Genomic DNA, 18132 nt, shown 5'->3' on the forward strand with positions numbered 1-18132 from the left:
TTCTTTTCGTGTTGGTTGTACAAAGATATTCATTTTGTTTTACGAATCGTTTTTTAGTTTACATTTGCGCGCTTTTATCTACGAACTGATTTGAACTTTTTGCGTTAAAGCGAAAATTAGACATTTTTTGATCATTTGAAAGTTTTTTTGAGTTCCATAGCTGTGCTACGGAAGGAAAAAAAGGTGAAAAATGGGTGAAAAAGGACAATTTTTTAGCAAATGGAAAAAGTATAAATAAGTTCTTCATAAGGATAGGCTTTTTATTTGAAATATATGAGTCACTTATTTGAGGCTATTGATTTTGTTGAAAATTCCACTTACGAACAGATTATTTCTGATTTGGGTAAGCAACAGTTTAGTGTGATTGAAAATTTCTTTTCTGCTGAAGAAGTTGAAGAGTTAAGAGAAGCACTTATTGAAAGACATGAAGAGGATACCTTTAAAAAAGCTGCCATTGGTAATCGCGTTAATGAAACGATTGTAAAATCTATTCGAGGCGATTTAATTTTATGGATGGACGAATCTAAAGCCACCGCCAAAGAGGCTTTCTTTTTTAATAAAATTAACGATTTGGTGACTTATTTAAACCGAACCTGCTTTTTGGGGATTCTTCACAAGGAATTCCATTATGCGATTTACCCCATAAACACCTTTTACAAGCGCCATATAGATACGTTTCAAAATGACGACCGACGAAAATTATCTTTTGTTTGCTATTTAAATGAAGATGGTTGGTTGCCTGAAAATGGTGGTGAATTGGTGCTATACCTTAATGAAAATGGCGAAGAAGTTGAAAAAGTCATTTATCCGTTTCCCGGACGCATTGTGGTTTTTGAGAGCCAAATTATCGAGCACGAAGTGCGCCCCGTTAAACAAGAGCGCTTGAGTATTACGGGTTGGCTGAAGACGCGGTAAATGGATTAAACACCAATTTTATTAGTTCAATGGGTTTTCTGTGATGGTGTTGAACACCCCTATTGGTCGGCTATTATCTTCGATGAATAAACACCCCTATTGGCTTCACCAGGTACCTTCAACGAAAACGATGTTTTCATTTCGGTAGTCCTCTAGGGGATAATCCTACCTGATAAGCTAAATTGGTAAATTGAAGGTGTGTTTTTCAATTGTAGGTTTACAGTTGAGCTGAAAACGTGCGTCATTTCCCCCTTGAGGGGGCGATTTCCTAGAATATGGCAAAAAATATATATCTTAGAGAAATGGAACAAGAATCAATACTTTCAATCGTCTCACGTTTTGGTACTCAGAAAGCGTGTATAGAGCACCTTGAGTCTATTCGTTGGCCTAATGGGCCTGTTTGCACTCATTGTGGAAGCATGCATATTCATAATCGAAAAAATTCAAATAGACATTTGTGCAGGGACTGTAATAGTTCTTTTAGCGTTACGGTAGACACTATAATGCACGCTTCAAAATTACCATTACCCAAATGGTTTGCAGCAATATTTTTAATTGTTAATGCTAAAAAAAGGATTTCTTCACTACAACTTGCTCGTGATATTAATGTTAACAAAAATACAGCATGGTATATGCAAAAACGCATACGAGAAGCTATGTATTCTGATTCAGATGATCTATTAAAGGGTATTGTCGAGGTAGATGAGAGCTATGTTGGAGGAAGCATGACTAATATGCGTAAGTCTTATAAAAAGGAACTCGGTATTTATCCTGGAGGAATGGAACACAAAAAGCCCGTTCTTGGGATGATGCAGCGGGAAGGGTTAGTGAAAGTTATAGTGATTGATAAGGCTGATGCAAAAACCATTAGACCATTGCTAAACAAGCACATTGATACAGCAAGCGAGGTAGTTACAGATGGTTTTGGAGCTTATAGAATGCTTCATAAGACACATGCAAAACATGTTAAGCTCAATCATTCAAAAAACATAATGTCATTAGGAAAATATAATACTTCTAGATTGGATTCTTTCTGGACAACAATCAAAAGGGCTATTGTGGGTCAGTATCACCGAGTAAGCCCTGAACATTTACAGAGCTATTTAGATGAAATCGCCTTCAAGTTCAATAATAGAGAAGAGGATTTATTTAGTCTTCTAATAACTAGAATTATTCAACAAGAACCAAGAATTGCCGTTACCTAGGAAATCGCCCTTGAGGGGGTAGGGGGTGTTACGATTTGCAGCTCCTTCAGTCGTACATCCTTCTGGATGACCGATGAAGTTCTTGAGGGCGATTACGGTCTGCGCTTACGATTTACAATGTAAACAACGATTAATACTAGAGCAAGAACGAGAAACAATCCGTTTCCGCTTAAAAATGACATGATATCCATAACTATTGATTCTTTTTTTTTGTTGAAATAATATTATTGTTGTCCGATAAAAAACAGAATTAGCTAAAAAAGCTTTGGTGTTGGCCTTTTTTATTGATCGCACTCTTTATTTTGAAAACAGAACCTCCTTATGGGTCAAAAAGGCTTAATTGCCCAATGTTTTTGGTTGTAATCTCTTCCCAATTAGCTTCTGGGTTTTTCAGGAATTTGAACAAATCGATATATGTCATCAAATGGTATCGTATGACGGACATCATATTGGAATAAGCCCAGTTTCTTTGGGCTTTTCTTTGGATCACAAGCATAATGAGCTGGATTATCAAACTGACCCAGATTTGTATTTCGATGGCATTTTGATTGTCTCCCAAAAAATACTTTAGCGGAAAGTTCTGTTTAAGCCGCTTGAACATCGTCTCAATCTGCCACCTATTTTTATAGATGTCGGCTATTTTGTCTGCATCAAGATCATAATTATTAGTGATGAACTCATAAACTTTTTGGTGCTTTTCGTGCCAAAAAGCGATTCTCCTCAGGGAAAAAGCATTGCCGTTTTTGTCCGTAAGCCCTATTTTTTCGTCCTTTAGGACAGCATCGTCCACTTTATTGGAGATATCAAACTCTTCAAGGCTTGTATAGCGAGCATTGTCCTTTTGCCGAGTCACAAAGTAAACATCTTCCAGTGTCCATTTTTGGTATTGCTCATAATCCACATACCCTTTGTCAAAAACCACATAAGAGCCCTTCTTGAGTTCCAGGTCTTTTAAAAAGGTGTGGTCGTGTGTGGCCGCGCTTGAAAACTTAATCAGACAAGGAACGTCTTCCATGGCGTTTATCATAGTATGCATCTTGATACCTCCTTTCTTTTTGCCGTTGAGCGGGTTCCTTCCTACACCTTTAAGAATGTCGCTAAATAGGGGGATGGTCGAGGAATCAACGATTTTAAGGTTCTTCACTGCAGGTTCTAAGGGTCTGCTGTCCGATAAAAAGCGATGGTAACGTTTGTAGAGTAAATGATAAATATCGGCAAATACTTCAGAGCTTCTTCTCCTGTTAGCATCTGACAAGGTACTGCGTTTTGGAAAGTCCGTGAGTCCTAGATGGTTGATCTTTCCCTCGCAGGCAAGCATAATACTGGAAACCTCACGAAGTGAGCTACAGCCACTGATCACGGTAAATACCATAGTGGCCAAATGCTCATAGGTGGTAAACTTTTTGGTATAGCGATCGCTGTTGTGCTTTTTGGCTGTCCGATGAACATCTTTGGGCAAAATGAAATTTAATACCTGTTTGATTATGGGGTGTCCGCTAAAGTTTTTACTTTTATTCATATCTTGGATGTGTGATAACTTCAAGATACAAAATAAGCGGGAAATCCTATCTTGGAAATCCCGCTTTTTAAATCTTTTATCGGACACTAATGAAATAATATATTAAATAAGCCATGGCAACAAGAGCGGTAAAAGGGAGCATGGAACCAATAAACACACCGATTTCGTAGGCGTTGTTTGGGGCGGTTTTTATTTTCTCTTCTATGTTAACCTCTTGAAGCAGGTTTATGAATAGATTCATAGGGGGCTTTCTTGAATTTGCTGCAAAATTAGGGCTTTTGTGCTAGAGGGATAAAGGTTTTTCTAAATTTTATGATGAGCGGAACACCTCTGGCTATAACCCAAAAGGTAAGGGCTATAAAAATGCCGTGAAGCTTGTAGTTTAAGGCATCGAGCCAAAATACTATAGGCACAAAAACAATAAAGGTCGAAAAAAGTAATACGTTTCTAAGGTATTTCATTTTGCCAAGGCCTTTAAAAATACCATCAAAAATAAAAGCTAAAGTACAAAGGGGTTGCATGGCTAATACGATCCAAAAAACTTGATAAAAAGCTTCTAGAACTTCGGGTTCTTTGGTGAAAATACGTCCGATTGGGTAGTAGAATAGCGCGCCTGTTAAACCCAGAATAATACCCACTACCAGTCCGTATTTAATAAGTTTATTGCTTAAATGAAGTAGCGTGTCGTAAGCTTTGGCGCCAAATAACTTTCCAGATAAGATATTTCCAGCACTGGCATAACCATCTACAATAAAAGCCCCCAGAAACCATAAGTTTATAGCAATAGTATAAGCAGCCATATACTCCGCCCCGTAACTGGTGGCTTTAGCGCTGGCAAAATATAAAGTAACATTAAGCGCTATGGTTCTTATAAATAGATTAAGAATCATGAATATAAAGCGTTTAATTTCTGGATTAAACGGAAAGGTTGGTCGTAATGGAATATCGGTTTTTTTAAGAATGAAATAAGCGGAAAGTCCTGCCATTAAAATTTGTGCTATCACACTGGCGTATGCAGCGCCTTCGATATGCATAGGTGGTATATAACCTGAAATGCCATAAACAAAAACCACATCTAGAATGATATTTGAAACGGCACCAATAATAGCGATAACCATGGGGTAGTAGGTGTTTTGCAATCCACGAAAAACGCCAAAAATAGCTATGGTAAAAAGGGTAAAGGGAAAGCCTAAAACGCGAATTTTATAATAGGCTACGGTGTAATCGAGAATCAGATTGGTGGCGTTATAGAGTTTAAATATTTGCGGAGCTAAAGGGTAAGTACTTAAAATAATTAAGATACTTAACGAAGTAATTATAAATATAGCCTGGGCGGGTAGGTTTTTAATCTGTTCGACTTTATTGGCGCCCACATATTGCGATACAATAGATGAAATGGCACTTCGTGTTTGTCCTAACACCCAAATAAGCATGGAAATAAACGTGGTTACAATACCAACGGCAGCAAGTGATTCGGTAGCATTTTGCGGCACGTTGCCTACAATAGCAGCATCTGTTAAAGATAATATAGGCTCGGAAACCCCGGCAATTAAAGCGGGTATAGCCAGTTTATTGATGTGTTTTAGGCTTATGGTGGTTTGCATGTAGCGACGTGAAAAACTTAATTGGGGGATTGCAAATTTACTATTCTTGTTGTAATACCAATTATAACCTAAAAATGAATCCTATAATTTGTTTCTATTAAACTCATATTCCAAATTATCTAGGTCTCCCTTTAATTCATAATTGGTATAACTGTTTTTTATATCAAGTTAAAATGAGTTTTATAGTATAAAAAAAGCCTTTTAGTTGAGTAAAAGGCTTTTTAAATGATATGGTTAAATGTTAAATATTGAAGCTCACACCAATATTCATTGAAAACTGATTGTTAAGCTCTTCAGCAGGCGTCAAGTCGTTATTGTACTTGGCAATTGGGAACTGTGCTTCTGTAAAAATCCCGAAACCAGAGGTAAAGAAATAACGAGCCCCAACGTGGCCACCAAAGTTTTTTAAACTTAAATGAAGTCCAGGGTACAAATCGAAATTGTCATCGATATTTATAACGTTACCAATATTGGCATTAAAACGAGCTTTCACATCAAAACGATCTTTAAAAGCTGGGTCGTCTACAATTTCTAATTCATCAGAAATACCTAAGGCATAACTAGAACTTAAACCAATAGAGATGTTTTCACCCAGACCATAATCATAACTAACATTAATGCCGGTAGCGTGAGATTGAAGGTTAGCACCTACTTGAAATTTTTGATCACCTTGTCCAGAAAACGCTTGAGCATTTACAAATGACACTGTTAAAAGGGCTGCAATAACTAATATGTTTTTCATCAATTAATATGTTTTAGGTTTAAAAAAAACAGAGGCAAAGATATTAATAATATTATGGGTGATGGATGGGAATCCATTTAAAAATAGCGCTGTTTTTTATTATTTATGATGAATAGTTTTTGATAATGTAGGTTATTTAATATCCAAAGTGTTCCAAGTTAAATTTATAAGACTTTTTCCTACTGAATTTTCTAAATCCTCCATTAACATGGTTAATATTAATATTCCGGAATCTTTTTTACCTGTAGAAGCTAATTCGTAAATATTAATTTCATCGTTGTATGTTAAAATTGCTTTAATGACTTTAATTTTTTCTCCAGAAGCTAACGTTCTTTCATACTCTTGTCTTTCCATGGTATAACCATAATTAATACTTTCTTTAGTGACTTCACTTAGCATAAGTTCGTTTAGCATGGTTGGATTAATACTGGTGTATTTTTGAATAATAAACCCAGAACCTTCAGCTGTCATTAACATGAGTTGTTCTATGCCTTGATCAATTGAAGTTTTAGCAACTTTGTGATCTTTAAGAAATTTGAAACTGAAAGCGTCATCAATATACAATAAGGTATCCTTTTGTTTTATCTTGATTTTATAACTTTCATTATTGATGTTAAATTCATAATCTTTATCCAGTCCGACTTCAAATTCTTTACCGTTTATTTCTATTTTGTAGTCTTCTTGCGATGACATGAGATTTGTAAGGCAGAGTAATAAAATACAAGCGAAGCTTTTCATAATAATTTTTTAGGATGTTTGGTAAAAAGTAATAATTGGTTTTTAATTTAATGGTGTTTAAAATAAACCGAAGTACCGCTTGAAGCGGATTATTCTATAAGTAATCTTTTGTTTTTAGGATATTTTACAGTGTATTTCAGATCTATTTTTTTACTTGTGCTAGGTTCTATCTTAAATTCCCATCGAATTTCTCCAGTGTTTATATCTTGTTTGCCGTTTGATAATTCGAAAGCTTCAACTTTTATTTCATCATTATTGGAAACCGGAATTTGATCCATAACGAGTATGTTTATGGTTTGTGATTTGTTGTTTTTTACCGTAATTCTCCAATCTCTATTTTCTTCTTTTTTACTACCAATGAGTTTTTTAGATGAATAATCGGAGATTTTCTCTCGGTTAATAACAACATTTTTATCGCGACCTAATGAAATTTGCAAAGTATCTGAAGCGAATCTTACATCCAACAGTGTTTTTCCCACGTAAGTGCCTTCAAAAAATATGTTTGCTTCACCTTCCAATAAGTTATATTGTTCCCAATTTTTAATGCTAGCAATTAAAAATGCTTCATTTTCTATTTTAGGAACACTGTAATATTGATAGTCTGCAGGAAGATTATAGGTTGCCATATCAACCGAATAACTTTTGTTATCGGAAAGAATAGAATATGGTAAGTCAATTTCAAAATTTACGGTAGTTTGGTTTTCCTTTTGAACAACTGGAATCGCATTATTGGCTGGTTTTCTTTTAGGTTTTTCTTTAACACTTCGTGAGGCAGATTTTCTATTCCTAGAGCCATATCCAATGACTACAACTTCGTCTAAGGCTTCTAAAGATTCTACGAGCCTAACATTATGAATGGCATCCGTAATGTTTATAATTTTATTCTCGTAACCAAGATATGTGAACTCTAATTGTGTTGATGTTTCTGGGACTGTAATCGCGTAATTGCCATCGAAATCTGTAGTAGTGCCTATAGTAGTGCCTTTTATAATGACATTAACTCCAGGTATTGGGAGATTGCCCTCATCAAGTACTTGACCAGAAACTTGGTTTATGGCACGGTTGTATGTTGGGGGAGCCGTATTGTAATTAAGGTAATAGGTTTTTAATTCTGGTGCAACACCCGATAAGTTTGGATTGGCTGATGATAAACGTAGTTTTACATTTTTCCAATCTATTTTTGTGTCTTGTTTAACATTAGCTTTGTAAACAAGTTCTATGGGTTCGTTAATGTTTTTTGCTCTAATATCGTAAGTTGGTAACCAGCCAGCATTACTTACTACATAGGTCATTTCAAATTTTGCTTTTAGGCTATTTTTACTCTTAACTTTTACTAAAATTTCACCATTGGCATACGCTTTTTCGCTTGTTATGTTATTGATTTCATTTTTGAACTCAAGCTCTTTTTCTTTAAGTTGAGAAATGGTTTTAAGCCGATCAATTTCTTTAAGCTTTAAAGCCGTGAGTTTAGAGCTGTAGAAGCTGGAAGCCTCTTTAAGATTGGAAACACTTAGCTCTTCGTTTTTTCCTCCTATTTGTCTGTTTTCTTGAAGAAAGTTAAGTTCTTCTTTTAGAATTTCTAGGTGTGTTTCTTCTAAGGTTAAAAGACTTTGCGTTTTGTCAAGCTGAGCTTCTAATTCAATTAATTTTTTTGGCTTCTCTAATTTGTCTATAAAATTTTGTTGATGGTTAACAGATAGTACCGTTACATCGCCATAGGCTTTTACCTGTACACTTTTGGAATTTATAAATGGTGACAGGTTAATGAATTTAATCAAGGTCGTTCCAAAATTTAAATCTACAGATTTTTTTCTCGTGATTTGAGCTCCGCTAATGAAAACGGTAACATCTTCTATTTCTGAATTTACTTTTTTTTCGGGAATTTCTTGGGAAAATGATAGGCTAAAGACTAGGCATAGCACGATTGTAATAATGCTTTTCATGGTGATTAATGGTTGGGTTTCATTGAGCTGTTTAACACGGCATCCACATGCCATTCTTCTTAAGAATACATAAAGATGTTCAGTTGGTGAATATAATACTACCTTCTATATAATACAAAAGCATATAGTGATTATACTTATTTTATTGCTAAATGGTTGTCTGAAAATGAAATTACGATCTGTAGTTATTTCTATTTTTATGTTGGAAGAAAGCATGCCCATAAGGGTATATTGATAGGAGTATAAGGAAAATATATGTTTTTTAAGGATGCCATTTATTTAATGATTTTTCCAATAAATTCATCATCGTGTTTTACCAAATAGACTCCAGTAGCTAAATGTCCTAAATCCGTTATTACTGAATTTTCTAATCTTTGAGATGTGATTAATTGACATTGAATGTTATAAATATTAATGAGGTCGCCTTCATTCAAGCCTGTAATAAATACATGGTTTTCGAACGGATTCGGGTATAGCTTCAGGTTTTTATATTTATCTTTTAGTGAATTCAAGCCTAAAGTAGGGCAGGAGTTGTTTGTGGTTAAGTACTTTTCTAAAATGGCCATTTGTGGTTTGTCGGTATTGGCTTCGGGTTCTACAGATAGGATATAGTTTCCCCACCAAGGTCCGCCAGCCCAATAGGTACCATTAATGCAATTTTGGTTGAGGTAGCTTAAAAAATTATCAAGCACGGTAAGCCATCGACTATCGTTTACAGGAATACCATATTCACCAATAAAACCTTTTAAATTATTAGCCTGTAACCAGTTTACAAAAGGTGTAACGCGGTCTATGCCGATATTGGGATAGGCGCCATCGGCATCGTAATTATTAGGGTATGTTCCTGAAGCATCCTTGTCGAAATAAACGTGTGCTTCGTAAATTAGCTTATTGGAGGGATCAGATAGGTTTTTAAGGTTATCGCTATAAGTCATCCAGCGTTCTGCCGAACTCCAACTATCTCCACCAACAATTATCGTAGTCTTAGTATCGGTAGAGCGAATGCCATTAATAATTTCTTGGGCAATGTCAAACCACGGTGTGCTGTTTAATAAATCATGGGGTTCGTTCATAATCCCATAACCATATATATTGGGACTGTCCTTTAAAGCAGTGGCAAGTTTGGTCCACAGATCTTTTACGTGTGCAATACTTAGGTTGTTGGAGCCAATAATTTGCTCACTCCCATTTAATTTGTAGCGGCAATAATTATGTAAATCGAGAATGACTTGCATGTCTCTTGCTGCTGCGGCTTGTAAAAACGTTTGAATATGTGATAACTCTTCCGTATTTAAATTACCGTTTAGTGGGTGCTGAATACGTTCCCATTTAAAGGGCAATCGAACGAGTTTTAAACCCTTGGTTTTGTAATAATCCAGTTCGCTTTCGGTTGGGTAGGTGTAATCGATATTATAGGTCCCTGGCATATTGGAACCAAAATCGGCTCCAGCTAGATTAATGCCAAACGGGGTTTGGGAAAAAGCGGTGATACTGCACAACGTTATGATTATTAGAAATAGGGATTTTTGTTTTAGGTTCATGATAGGGGTTTGTTTCAATGGGTTCATGTTGTGTAAATATAGTATTACATTTTTAGAGTCTTAGTACGGATTATAAAAAATTAAAAGCCCAACACTTTTAAGGGTGTTGGGCTTTTGTTCTGGTGTTTGAATCTATTAAATGACTAAATCATTTGTATGATTTATTTCTCCCAAGCAAATGGTTGGAAGGGTTCATCAACAGGTGTTTCGGCAATACTGTTGGTGTAGTTACTTATTACCTTTTGAGATAAACCTAAAATGATTTCTAATAAATGTCTTTCATTATAACCTGCTTCGTAAAAGGTTTTAATGGCGTCTTTTGATACTTTACCTCTGTTTTTGGTTACCAAAAGAGTCATGTTGTGTAGCGCTTGAAGTTTTTCGCTAGGTAATGCTGTTTGGTTTCTTAATGCTTCAGTAATGGCATCGTCCACTTTCATTTGTTTAGCGATACCTGTATGTGCTGGCACACAGTAGTGACAACCCTGTTCTACATTAATCGTTTGCCATACCACGGTAAGCTCGTCCTTATCAAATGAAGATTTTGTAAATAGTTCGTGAAGTATTTGGTAGCCTTCTAATAAACCTGGAGCTCCTGCTAAAACCCCGTGTAAATTTGGAATAAATCCGTAGGCATCTAATGATTTCTGAAGTAAAGCTTTGCTACCTTCTGGAGCTGTTTCAATACTGTGATTTGTTAAGGTGGTACTTTTTTCTTTTGTGCTCATAATCTTAATTTTTAAAATTTTATTATTGTTTTATTTCTAACCAGTCGTTTAGAAATAGGTTAAAAAAATATTACAACCTTTTAAAGGTGTGTTCTATGTAGTTTTCCAGTTGTGTTGGGGTAAAAACTTTCGTGGCAGAGGCGAGTCCGAACATCGCTATAATTAAAAAATCGGCTTGTTGCTCGATGGTTGCTTCGTTATTTGAGGCATCTTGTTTTAAAACATCCGCAAAAACTTGTTTGACTTCACCTGTAAAGGTTGATAGGACGTTTTTTATTGCATCGTTGGCACCATCTCGTAATTCGTTGGCGGTATTGGTTACCAAACAACCTTTGCCGAATTCGTTTTCTTTAGCAAATTCAATAAAGTCATAAAAATATTGTTTGATGCCTAGAACCCCATTTTTCGATTGCTTTAATGTATTAATTAAGGTGTTTAACTTTTGCTTGTAGCATTTTAAACTCTCTAAAAACACGCCGTTTTTATTTCCAAAACTAGCATAAATGGAAAACTTATTAATGCCCATTTCCTTTTCAAGCATTTGCATAGAGGTGGTTTCATAACCGTTTCGCCAAAATAAATTCATGGCTTTTTCGATTACCTCCTCCTCTCTATATGCTTTTTGTCTGGCCATTACTTTTTTAAATACAAGACAAAACTAAACAATCGTTTAGAAATAAAAAAATATTTAACTTTTTGTTTGGTTTGTGCAACTTTATTTTAAAGTTTTAGGCTGATGGGTATAGCGGAATAGATTTGTTTTTTATGGATTGTAAAAGGTATAAAGCCAATTGTTTTGCATCGTATGAATGCCATATCTTTTTATAAAAAAAATTAGCAGATTACAGATAATTGTATACTTTTACAGCGTTATTTTAAATAACAAATATATTGGGGGATTAGCTCAGCTGGCTAGAGCGTTTGGCTGGCAGCCAAAAGGTCACCGGTTCGACTCCGGTATTCTCCACTATAGAAAGATAAAGCTTCCAAGGCATTGGAAGCTTTTTTTGTTTTCATAAGGCTATGAATTTGTAGCAATTTGCCAGCTTTATTTTATTCATTTACGTAAGGGTGATATTATATAATTGCAATTTATTTTTTTACATGTAATTCCAAAAACGTTTTGTAAAGACCACTTATTTGTATGTAACCTTTTTCTTTTTATTAAAAAAAAATGTAATGTTTAATTAAACGCTATTTTTCTAGCAAGATGATAATAACAAGATTTTATCCGAAGGGAATTTATAAGCGATTTTCAATTGCAATTTTTGATTTTGGTGTCTCGAGGTATTTAAAATCTTAAGTAATTTATGAGGTAATGCCGTTTTTTAAAGACTATCAATTGATTTTCTCGAATTAGTTATTAATTTTTGCTTGTTGATAAGTATTTTATGTTTTGATTTTTAGGTGTTTAGGGTTTGTTTGTTGAAAACTTACTTTAGGGTTTATATACATTTTGGTTAAATTTACACCACTGATAGTCGGTAGCTTGCACAAAAAAACTCGAAGGGTAGGATCTTCGAGTTTTGTGAGAGTAATATTAACTCCTTAAATCAAGAATACATGCTAAATGAATTATTGATTTTTTTTTAGTGTTAACTATTTTGGTAAAAGCGTTAACGAAATTATTTAAAGAATTGAATCGCTAGACTTAAATCCTTAACAGCCCTAAAGAAATACATTTAGGGCTTTATGTTGTTATAAAATTTAATGCAAAGATATAAATTATAATAAATTTTTTATTACATGTAAATTTTTGTTTTGAATTAATCATCAATATATTTTTGCTTAGAGTCATTAATTGACTTCACCTACTCCCGCCTATCAATCACCAAAACAGGTTTTCTGCTCATTTTAGGGAATTGCAGTTTCTGAAGTTCTTTTTTATCACAAAATTCAATTTTAGGAAGCACGCGTAGTTTGGCTCTAAAATGGTCTTTTATTTTTTGTAAAAATTCTTCTGTAGCGTTGTTAGTCGCGATTTTAAGCAGGATTTCATCGGTACCTATGTTGTTATGTGAAATTTCAATAACATAAGAATCAATGGCATTAAAATCGTTTAAAATATTGTGCATGGCTGGCGGATACAGTGTGGTGCCCTTATATTTTATCATTTGTTTTTTTCTGCCTATCACAGGACCTAGTCTTGTGGTGTTTCTTCCGCAGGAGCAAGCTTCGGTATGTGCCGTTACAATATCACCTGTTTTAAAACGCAGTAAAGGCATGCCTTCTACGCCTAAAGTACTAATGGTAAGTTCTCCAGGTTCACCAGCTTTAACTGGCGCATTGTTTTCGTCTAGAATTTCGATAATGATTAATTCTGGATGATGGTGGCCTCCTTGTTGTGCTTCACATTCGGTAAAAGCGGTATTCATTTCTGTAGAAGCGTAAGTGGAAAATAAATCAATATCCCATTTGTCTTTTATTTTCTTGGATAAAATATTTAATGAAAAGTCTTGCTCTCGAAGCGACTCGCCTATGCAAATGGCTCCTTTTACACCAGAGTTATTCAAATCGATGTGATGCTGCTCGGCATATTCGATGAGTTTTAGTAAGAAGGACGGTACGGCAATGATGTAGGTGGGTTTAAACTTTTTAATAGAATCCCATTGCAGTTCTGGAATTCCATTGCCCACACGAATAATGCCTGCCCCCAGTTCGCGAGCGCCTAAAAAATAAGCCAGTCCAGCCATAAAGCGGCGGTCTATGGTGGTCATGAGTTGAATAACATCAGCTTTTTTTACGCCTGCACAAGCAAAAGAAATGGCTTCGTTATGCGCCAAGCGTTTGAGGTCGTTATCGGTTAAAGCAAAGGTAACAGGTTCGCCAAGGGTACCCGAGGTTGTCACATAATCGATAATATCATGTCTAGGGACGCAAATAAAATCGTCGTTATAACGCTGAAGATCTTCTTTCGTTGTAGTTGGGATTCGAGTCAAATCTTCCAGCGTATTGATGCTGTTCAGGTTTATGTTTTCTGATTTAAACAGACGTTTATAATAGCTTGAATGTGTATTTAAATATTGAAGCAGTTTTTTTAATTCAGCCTCTTGGTATGCTTTGATGGTTGCGCTTGAAGCTTTTTCTATTTCTGGAATCATAAACCTAGTTTTCTGTTTAATTTTTTAATATAGCTATTTATATTTTCAAGATCGGTAACGGTTGTCACTTCCTTGGTTTTAGCTTTTTTGAAGGCTTTTAAGGCGGCCATATCAAAATCGTTTTTAAAATAATAAAGTCCTGTAAGATAATGCGCCTCCCAAAAGTTTGGGTTAGCCGATTGTAAGTTATGAAGCACCGAGAAATTTAATGTTTCATTTGTATTAAGGGCTTTTAAAACCTGTGCTTTTAGGACTCTGTAGCGTTCGTAATTTTTATAAGCTTCGGTATATTGAAACGGATCTTTTTCAATGTTTAAGCGAGCACTTGCATAGCCTTGTTTTTCAGGATGTTTAAATACATCGTTTAAATTATAAGCGACAAATTCACCCAACTGATAGGGGTTAGACGATACCCAAACTAGTCTTTCTTTGGGTTTAAATACCACAGCATGATGGGCAAGCAGCTGATTAAGCGCTTTTTCGTTTCCATAACCTATAGATTTTCCGTTAAGGCCTTCTTTGTTTCTTAAAATGGCCACCGCTTTTTGTGGAGTTAATTTGTCTTCAGCATTTAAAAGTTGCTCCATACGTTGGTAGCGGTACAGCGAATGACTTTCAACCATGTGTTTTTGGTTTATTTTGTCTTCCGCGTAAGCGTCACTTTGAAAATGGTTAGAACAAATAATTTGATTGCTGTTAGTGGCTTCAAAAACCCCAAAATTATCGGGAGAAACCTCAATAATAATCGCTTTATTGTCTGCTGCGCTACCCACGAAAATAGATTCTGAAACAAAAACCTCTCGTTTTTTAGCTATGGCAATGGCCTCTTCTATGTTGGTGGCGTACTGCAATATCTCTCGGTTTACTATAGAAATTGGGGTTTTAGCGATTAGTGGTACTTTCGATTTTCCGGCGTTTATGGTTACGGTAAGGCCGTGCTCGTTCATGCCTGAAACGACACCTATCATACCACCCCATGAAATGGACATGAATTTATAACCTGTTTTGGGGTTTGTGAAGGCGATAATTTTGTCTTTGGCAAAGTCGTCGCCTGCATAAAAATCGAAGTTTCTACCTATAATAAGGCTGCCGTCCTTGGTTTTGTCGTTCCAAACGGCAAAAGAGGAACAACCAACCAAGGCGAGGTCTTGTAGGGCGTGTCCAATATCGTGAGCACCATGAAAATAAAGGCATCTTAAATAGGGTGAGGTGAAAACTGTACCCGCGTTTAAGGCGTATTTTGATAGGCCGTAAATTTCAGATTTGTATTCATTATCAATATGTAAATACATTTTACGGTTGTACCAAGCCACAAAACGTTGCAAGAATTTTTGATTGGTTTCGGAAGGAACTAAGTCTTCTATTTTAGAAAGGAAATAGCGTTCTTGATTTTGAAACAATTCTCTGGTTAGGCTTCCTGTTATTAACCCTCTTTCGTAGGGGTCGCCTTCTACATACAACTCCCATAAACCTTGTTTGTTTTTGTTTAACCTGTTGTTTCCCAAAACAAATGAAGAATCATTTTTTTGGATGCGTTTAGGGATTGAATCGTTATAATCGCTAACATAGGGCACATCCTGCAACGAGCTGGAAACACCACAGGAAGGTAAAACCAACATGATGCAAGCCAAACTCAAAACGTTATGTAGTAACCCTATTTTTTTATTCATGTTACCCTTGTTTTTTTAAGGTTTTTTCGGCCTTTTTGATACTGAGTTTCTCTTTGTAGTCCAACCATTTTTGTCCGTAAAAATGACGCATCATATTATCGAAATGACGCATTATAAACACGTTATAAAGCATGGTTGCAAACTTTTTTGGACGTTTTGGTAAGGCTCTTAATGTCATTGAAAAGCCGCCATCGAGGTATTTGATGTAGTGCCAATAACCACTTGGCATATAAAGGGCATCGCCGTGTTTCATATCGGCTTGAATACCTTCGGCGTATTGTAATGCTGGATAGCTTGTAAAATCGGGATTGTCCATATCAATTTTATCAATATTATGAATGGAAAAGGGTACTTGATACAGGTATTTAGATTGTTCTTGTGAAAAAAGAGTGACACTCTTATTGCCATGAAAATGAAAGTGCATGCTGTCTGGTAAATCAATATCGTAATGCATAAAAACTTTTGATTTGCCACCACCAAAAAATAGAGCAGGCAACCGTTTAAAGAATTTTAATCCGATGTCGGGGTATTTAAAATCTTTAAGCAGTTCGGGCATACTGTCTAAAATATTATAAAAGAAGATACGTAAATCGGTAGGTTCTGTTTTTAATATTTCGATGTATTCTTTTAGTTTAATTTCCTTTACTGGTGCATAAACGCTTTGTTTGCCTTTAGCGGGTTTGTTGTTGTATAAAGGGACTACTTGGTCTCCTGCGCGATCTTGGATGTAGTCTAAACTCCATTTCTCAAAAGCAGGCCAATCGGCAGTCAGGTTTTCAATTAATACAGGGCGTTGTGGTTTGTAATAGTATTTAATAAAATCTGCTTTACTAATATTTTTAACTCTGGTAATAGGGGTTGTTTTAAATGTTCCCATGCCTTTAAATTAAGGGGTTGTCATCAATTTTATTTGCTTCATGTATTTTATTTAATAAGGGTTCCATACCAACAATTTCAGAGCATGTTAGCACAGCACCAATGGTAACGCCTAATATGCCATGCATATTTAAACTTTGACCAGTAAATAAAAGGTTTTGTATTTTAGTTCGTGGCGATACAAAGGATTTTAGTGGGCTGTTGGCATCTTTTACATAGCCATACATCGAACCCTTATTAGAACCAATATAATCACGATAAGATAGTGGGGTAGAGGTGTAGATCTTTTCTATACAATCTCTAATATTTGGAAACTTCTTCTCTAATTCCTTTATGAGGATTTCTGCTTTTTCTGCTTTAAATTCTTCGTAGGTTTGACCTCTTTTGTTTTTGTTAACTACGGTATTAACGGTGTTTTCCCAAGGTTTAACTTCTTCGTAACGCATGTACGTTAAAACCGTGAGGCTATCGCTGTATTCGACTGTTTTTTTACTTACACCCATCGAAACCATATACCCATTGGGCCAACTATTGTTCGTGTAATCCTGACTGGTCCAAACCTTTTCTCGGTTTTTAAAATGGTAGTAATTCCGATTTTGATATTTAAAAGAATTTGGTTTTAAAACGATATATAGGCTAAAACCAGCAATAGTACTTTCAATGTTTTTAATTCTTTTAGTGTAAACTTTTTTAAATTTATCTTCTCCAACCAGCTGAAGGGTTAATTTAGGTTCGATGTTAGAAATGAATATATCTCCTTTAATTTCATCCCCTTTTTTGGTAAACACCGAGGTGATTTTTTTGTCTTCATAACCAAATTTTACAACTTCTTGGTGGTTGTAAGCTTCGCCATGATTTTCTTTAAGCCTTCTAATTAAAAGTTTAGAGATTTGGCTGCCCCCATTTATACATCTGTAAGCGCTTTCTATATACGAGTTTACCGTTAAGGCATGCACATAAAAAGGTGTGCGGTCTGGGTCTCCAGCGTATAAAAAGTTTGTGCCTGCTAGTACGGCACGTAAGGTTTCATTGGTTGTTAAGGAGTCGATATAGTCTTTGGCTTTTAAGCTAAAAATATCAGAATTTTTATAATAAGGTTTTCCGTGTTTTAATCGGTATAAAGGAAATTTTCCGCAAAACTCTTTCAGTTTATCACAATAGGTATTCATGGCTTTTTCTTCATCAGGAAACTGAGAGACCAGTTGTTTCATGAATCTTTCATAGCCTTGAGCATGTTTGTATTCGGTGCTATCGTTGCCAAAAGTGACCACATCAAAAGCATCTTCATCTAACTTCTTCAGCTTTAATTCATCCATAATACCGAGATAATTAAAATACTGATATAAGTTTTGTCCAGCGCTTAAACCACCAATATAATGTACGCCAGTATCGAAAATGGTTTTGTCTCTAACAAAGGTTTGTAAATTGCCTCCGTATTGGTTGTTTTTCTCTAAAACGCAAACAGTATAGCCTTCTTTAGCTAAAATATTGGCCGAGACCAATCCGCCTAATCCACTTCCTATAATAACAACATCGTAATGTGATTTCAT

General features: G+C 35.4%; 15 protein-coding genes and 1 tRNA gene. 3 read left to right on the forward strand and 13 right to left on the reverse strand.

Annotation, left to right across the window (positions count from 1 at the left end):
- Positions 1–273 precede the first annotated feature (273 nt).
- Positions 274–915: a 2OG-Fe(II) oxygenase gene (locus tag C1A40_RS07380; protein WP_102995349.1), complete on the forward strand. Its 642-nt coding sequence runs from the start codon at positions 274–276 to the stop codon at positions 913–915.
- A gap of 302 nt (positions 916–1217) precedes the next feature.
- Positions 1218–2120, forward strand: a complete 903-nt coding sequence (locus tag C1A40_RS07385; protein WP_277871393.1) for an IS1595 family transposase — start codon at positions 1218–1220, stop codon at positions 2118–2120.
- A 319-nt stretch (positions 2121–2439) separates the two neighbouring features.
- On the opposite strand, the gene C1A40_RS07390 is transcribed toward C1A40_RS07385, so the two are convergent.
- The 9 genes from C1A40_RS07390 to C1A40_RS07425 all read right to left on the reverse strand — a co-directional run bounded on the left by C1A40_RS07390 (position 2440) and on the right by C1A40_RS07425 (position 11569).
- A complete protein-coding gene (locus tag C1A40_RS07390) occupies positions 2440–3639 on the reverse strand; it encodes an IS4 family transposase (RefSeq protein WP_102994434.1) in 1200 nt (399 codons plus the stop codon).
- A gap of 76 nt (positions 3640–3715) precedes the next feature.
- Positions 3716–3880: a hypothetical protein gene (locus C1A40_RS18290; protein WP_199287749.1), complete on the reverse strand. Its 165-nt coding sequence runs from the start codon at positions 3878–3880 to the stop codon at positions 3716–3718.
- 28 nt (positions 3881–3908) lie between these two features.
- Positions 3909–5243: an MATE family efflux transporter gene (locus C1A40_RS07395; protein ID WP_102995350.1), complete on the reverse strand. Its 1335-nt coding sequence runs from the start codon at positions 5241–5243 to the stop codon at positions 3909–3911.
- Between the two features lie 241 nt (positions 5244–5484).
- Positions 5485–5985: a DUF6646 family protein gene (locus tag C1A40_RS07400; RefSeq protein WP_102995351.1), complete on the reverse strand. Its 501-nt coding sequence runs from the start codon at positions 5983–5985 to the stop codon at positions 5485–5487.
- 132 nt (positions 5986–6117) lie between these two features.
- Positions 6118–6678, reverse strand: coding sequence for a hypothetical protein (locus tag C1A40_RS07405; protein WP_102995352.1), 561 nt, complete (start codon positions 6676–6678; stop codon positions 6118–6120).
- 134 nt (positions 6679–6812) lie between these two features.
- Positions 6813–8666, reverse strand: coding sequence for a DUF4139 domain-containing protein (locus C1A40_RS07410; protein WP_102997159.1), 1854 nt, complete (start codon positions 8664–8666; stop codon positions 6813–6815).
- A 275-nt stretch (positions 8667–8941) separates the two neighbouring features.
- Positions 8942–10234 (reverse strand): cellulase family glycosylhydrolase, encoded by a 1293-nt coding sequence (locus tag C1A40_RS07415; RefSeq protein WP_102995353.1) that lies wholly within the window; start codon positions 10232–10234, stop codon positions 8942–8944.
- 134 nt (positions 10235–10368) lie between these two features.
- Complete coding sequence (locus C1A40_RS07420) at positions 10369–10935, reverse strand: carboxymuconolactone decarboxylase family protein (protein WP_102995354.1); 567 nt, start codon at positions 10933–10935, stop codon at positions 10369–10371.
- A 70-nt stretch (positions 10936–11005) separates the two neighbouring features.
- Entirely contained in the window at positions 11006–11569 is a 564-nt protein-coding gene (locus C1A40_RS07425; RefSeq protein WP_102995355.1) for a TetR/AcrR family transcriptional regulator, read from the reverse strand.
- A 259-nt stretch (positions 11570–11828) separates the two neighbouring features.
- Here C1A40_RS07425 and C1A40_RS07430 point away from each other — a divergent pair.
- Positions 11829–11902 (forward strand) — tRNA-Ala (locus C1A40_RS07430).
- An 844-nt stretch (positions 11903–12746) separates the two neighbouring features.
- Here the strand turns inward: C1A40_RS07430 and flxY are convergent.
- From flxY to C1A40_RS07450, 4 genes are read right to left on the reverse strand one after another with little or no spacing between them, the layout of a single operon-like run.
- Positions 12747–14036 (reverse strand): flexirubin biosynthesis putative acyl-CoA ligase FlxY, encoded by a 1290-nt coding sequence (gene flxY / locus C1A40_RS07435; RefSeq protein ID WP_102995356.1) that lies wholly within the window; start codon positions 14034–14036, stop codon positions 12747–12749.
- Positions 14033–15706, reverse strand: coding sequence for a C45 family autoproteolytic acyltransferase/hydrolase (locus C1A40_RS07440; RefSeq protein ID WP_102995357.1), 1674 nt, complete (start codon positions 15704–15706; stop codon positions 14033–14035). Before C1A40_RS07440 ends, flxY begins: the two co-directional genes overlap by 4 nt.
- A 1-nt stretch (position 15707) precedes the next feature.
- On the reverse strand, positions 15708–16583 hold the full coding sequence (locus C1A40_RS07445; protein ID WP_102995358.1) for a cupin-like domain-containing protein: 876 nt from the start codon (positions 16581–16583) through the stop codon (positions 15708–15710).
- Between the two features lie 4 nt (positions 16584–16587).
- Positions 16588–18132, reverse strand: a complete 1545-nt coding sequence (locus C1A40_RS07450; protein ID WP_102995359.1) for a phytoene desaturase family protein — start codon at positions 18130–18132, stop codon at positions 16588–16590.

Origin of the sequence: Tamlana carrageenivorans (assembly GCF_002893765.1) — a bacterium.
GTDB classification, from domain to species: domain Bacteria; phylum Bacteroidota; class Bacteroidia; order Flavobacteriales; family Flavobacteriaceae; genus Pseudotamlana; species Pseudotamlana carrageenivorans.

What these genes read in the sequence shown, in the direction of transcription:
- C1A40_RS07380 (WP_102995349.1), top strand. Translation starts at nt 274, where the DNA reads ATGAGTCACTTATTTGAGGCTATTGATTTTGTTGAAAATTCCACTTAC.
- C1A40_RS07385 (WP_277871393.1), top strand. Translation starts at nt 1,218, where the DNA reads ATGGAACAAGAATCAATACTTTCAATCGTCTCACGTTTTGGTACTCAG.
- C1A40_RS07390 (WP_102994434.1), bottom strand. Translation starts at nt 3,639, where the DNA reads ATGAATAAAAGTAAAAACTTTAGCGGACACCCCATAATCAAACAGGTA.
- C1A40_RS18290 (WP_199287749.1), bottom strand. Translation starts at nt 3,880, where the DNA reads ATGAATCTATTCATAAACCTGCTTCAAGAGGTTAACATAGAAGAGAAA.
- C1A40_RS07395 (WP_102995350.1), bottom strand. Translation starts at nt 5,243, where the DNA reads ATGCAAACCACCATAAGCCTAAAACACATCAATAAACTGGCTATACCC.
- C1A40_RS07400 (WP_102995351.1), bottom strand. Translation starts at nt 5,985, where the DNA reads ATGAAAAACATATTAGTTATTGCAGCCCTTTTAACAGTGTCATTTGTA.
- C1A40_RS07405 (WP_102995352.1), bottom strand. Translation starts at nt 6,678, where the DNA reads ATGTCATCGCAAGAAGACTACAAAATAGAAATAAACGGTAAAGAATTT.
- C1A40_RS07410 (WP_102997159.1), bottom strand. Translation starts at nt 8,666, where the DNA reads ATGAAAAGCATTATTACAATCGTGCTATGCCTAGTCTTTAGCCTATCA.
- C1A40_RS07415 (WP_102995353.1), bottom strand. Translation starts at nt 10,234, where the DNA reads ATGAACCCATTGAAACAAACCCCTATCATGAACCTAAAACAAAAATCC.
- C1A40_RS07420 (WP_102995354.1), bottom strand. Translation starts at nt 10,935, where the DNA reads ATGAGCACAAAAGAAAAAAGTACCACCTTAACAAATCACAGTATTGAA.
- C1A40_RS07425 (WP_102995355.1), bottom strand. Translation starts at nt 11,569, where the DNA reads ATGGCCAGACAAAAAGCATATAGAGAGGAGGAGGTAATCGAAAAAGCC.
- flxY (WP_102995356.1), bottom strand. Translation starts at nt 14,036, where the DNA reads ATGATTCCAGAAATAGAAAAAGCTTCAAGCGCAACCATCAAAGCATAC.
- C1A40_RS07440 (WP_102995357.1), bottom strand. Translation starts at nt 15,706, where the DNA reads ATGAATAAAAAAATAGGGTTACTACATAACGTTTTGAGTTTGGCTTGC.
- C1A40_RS07445 (WP_102995358.1), bottom strand. Translation starts at nt 16,583, where the DNA reads ATGGGAACATTTAAAACAACCCCTATTACCAGAGTTAAAAATATTAGT.
- C1A40_RS07450 (WP_102995359.1), bottom strand. Translation starts at nt 18,132, where the DNA reads ATGAAATCACATTACGATGTTGTTATTATAGGAAGTGGATTAGGCGGA.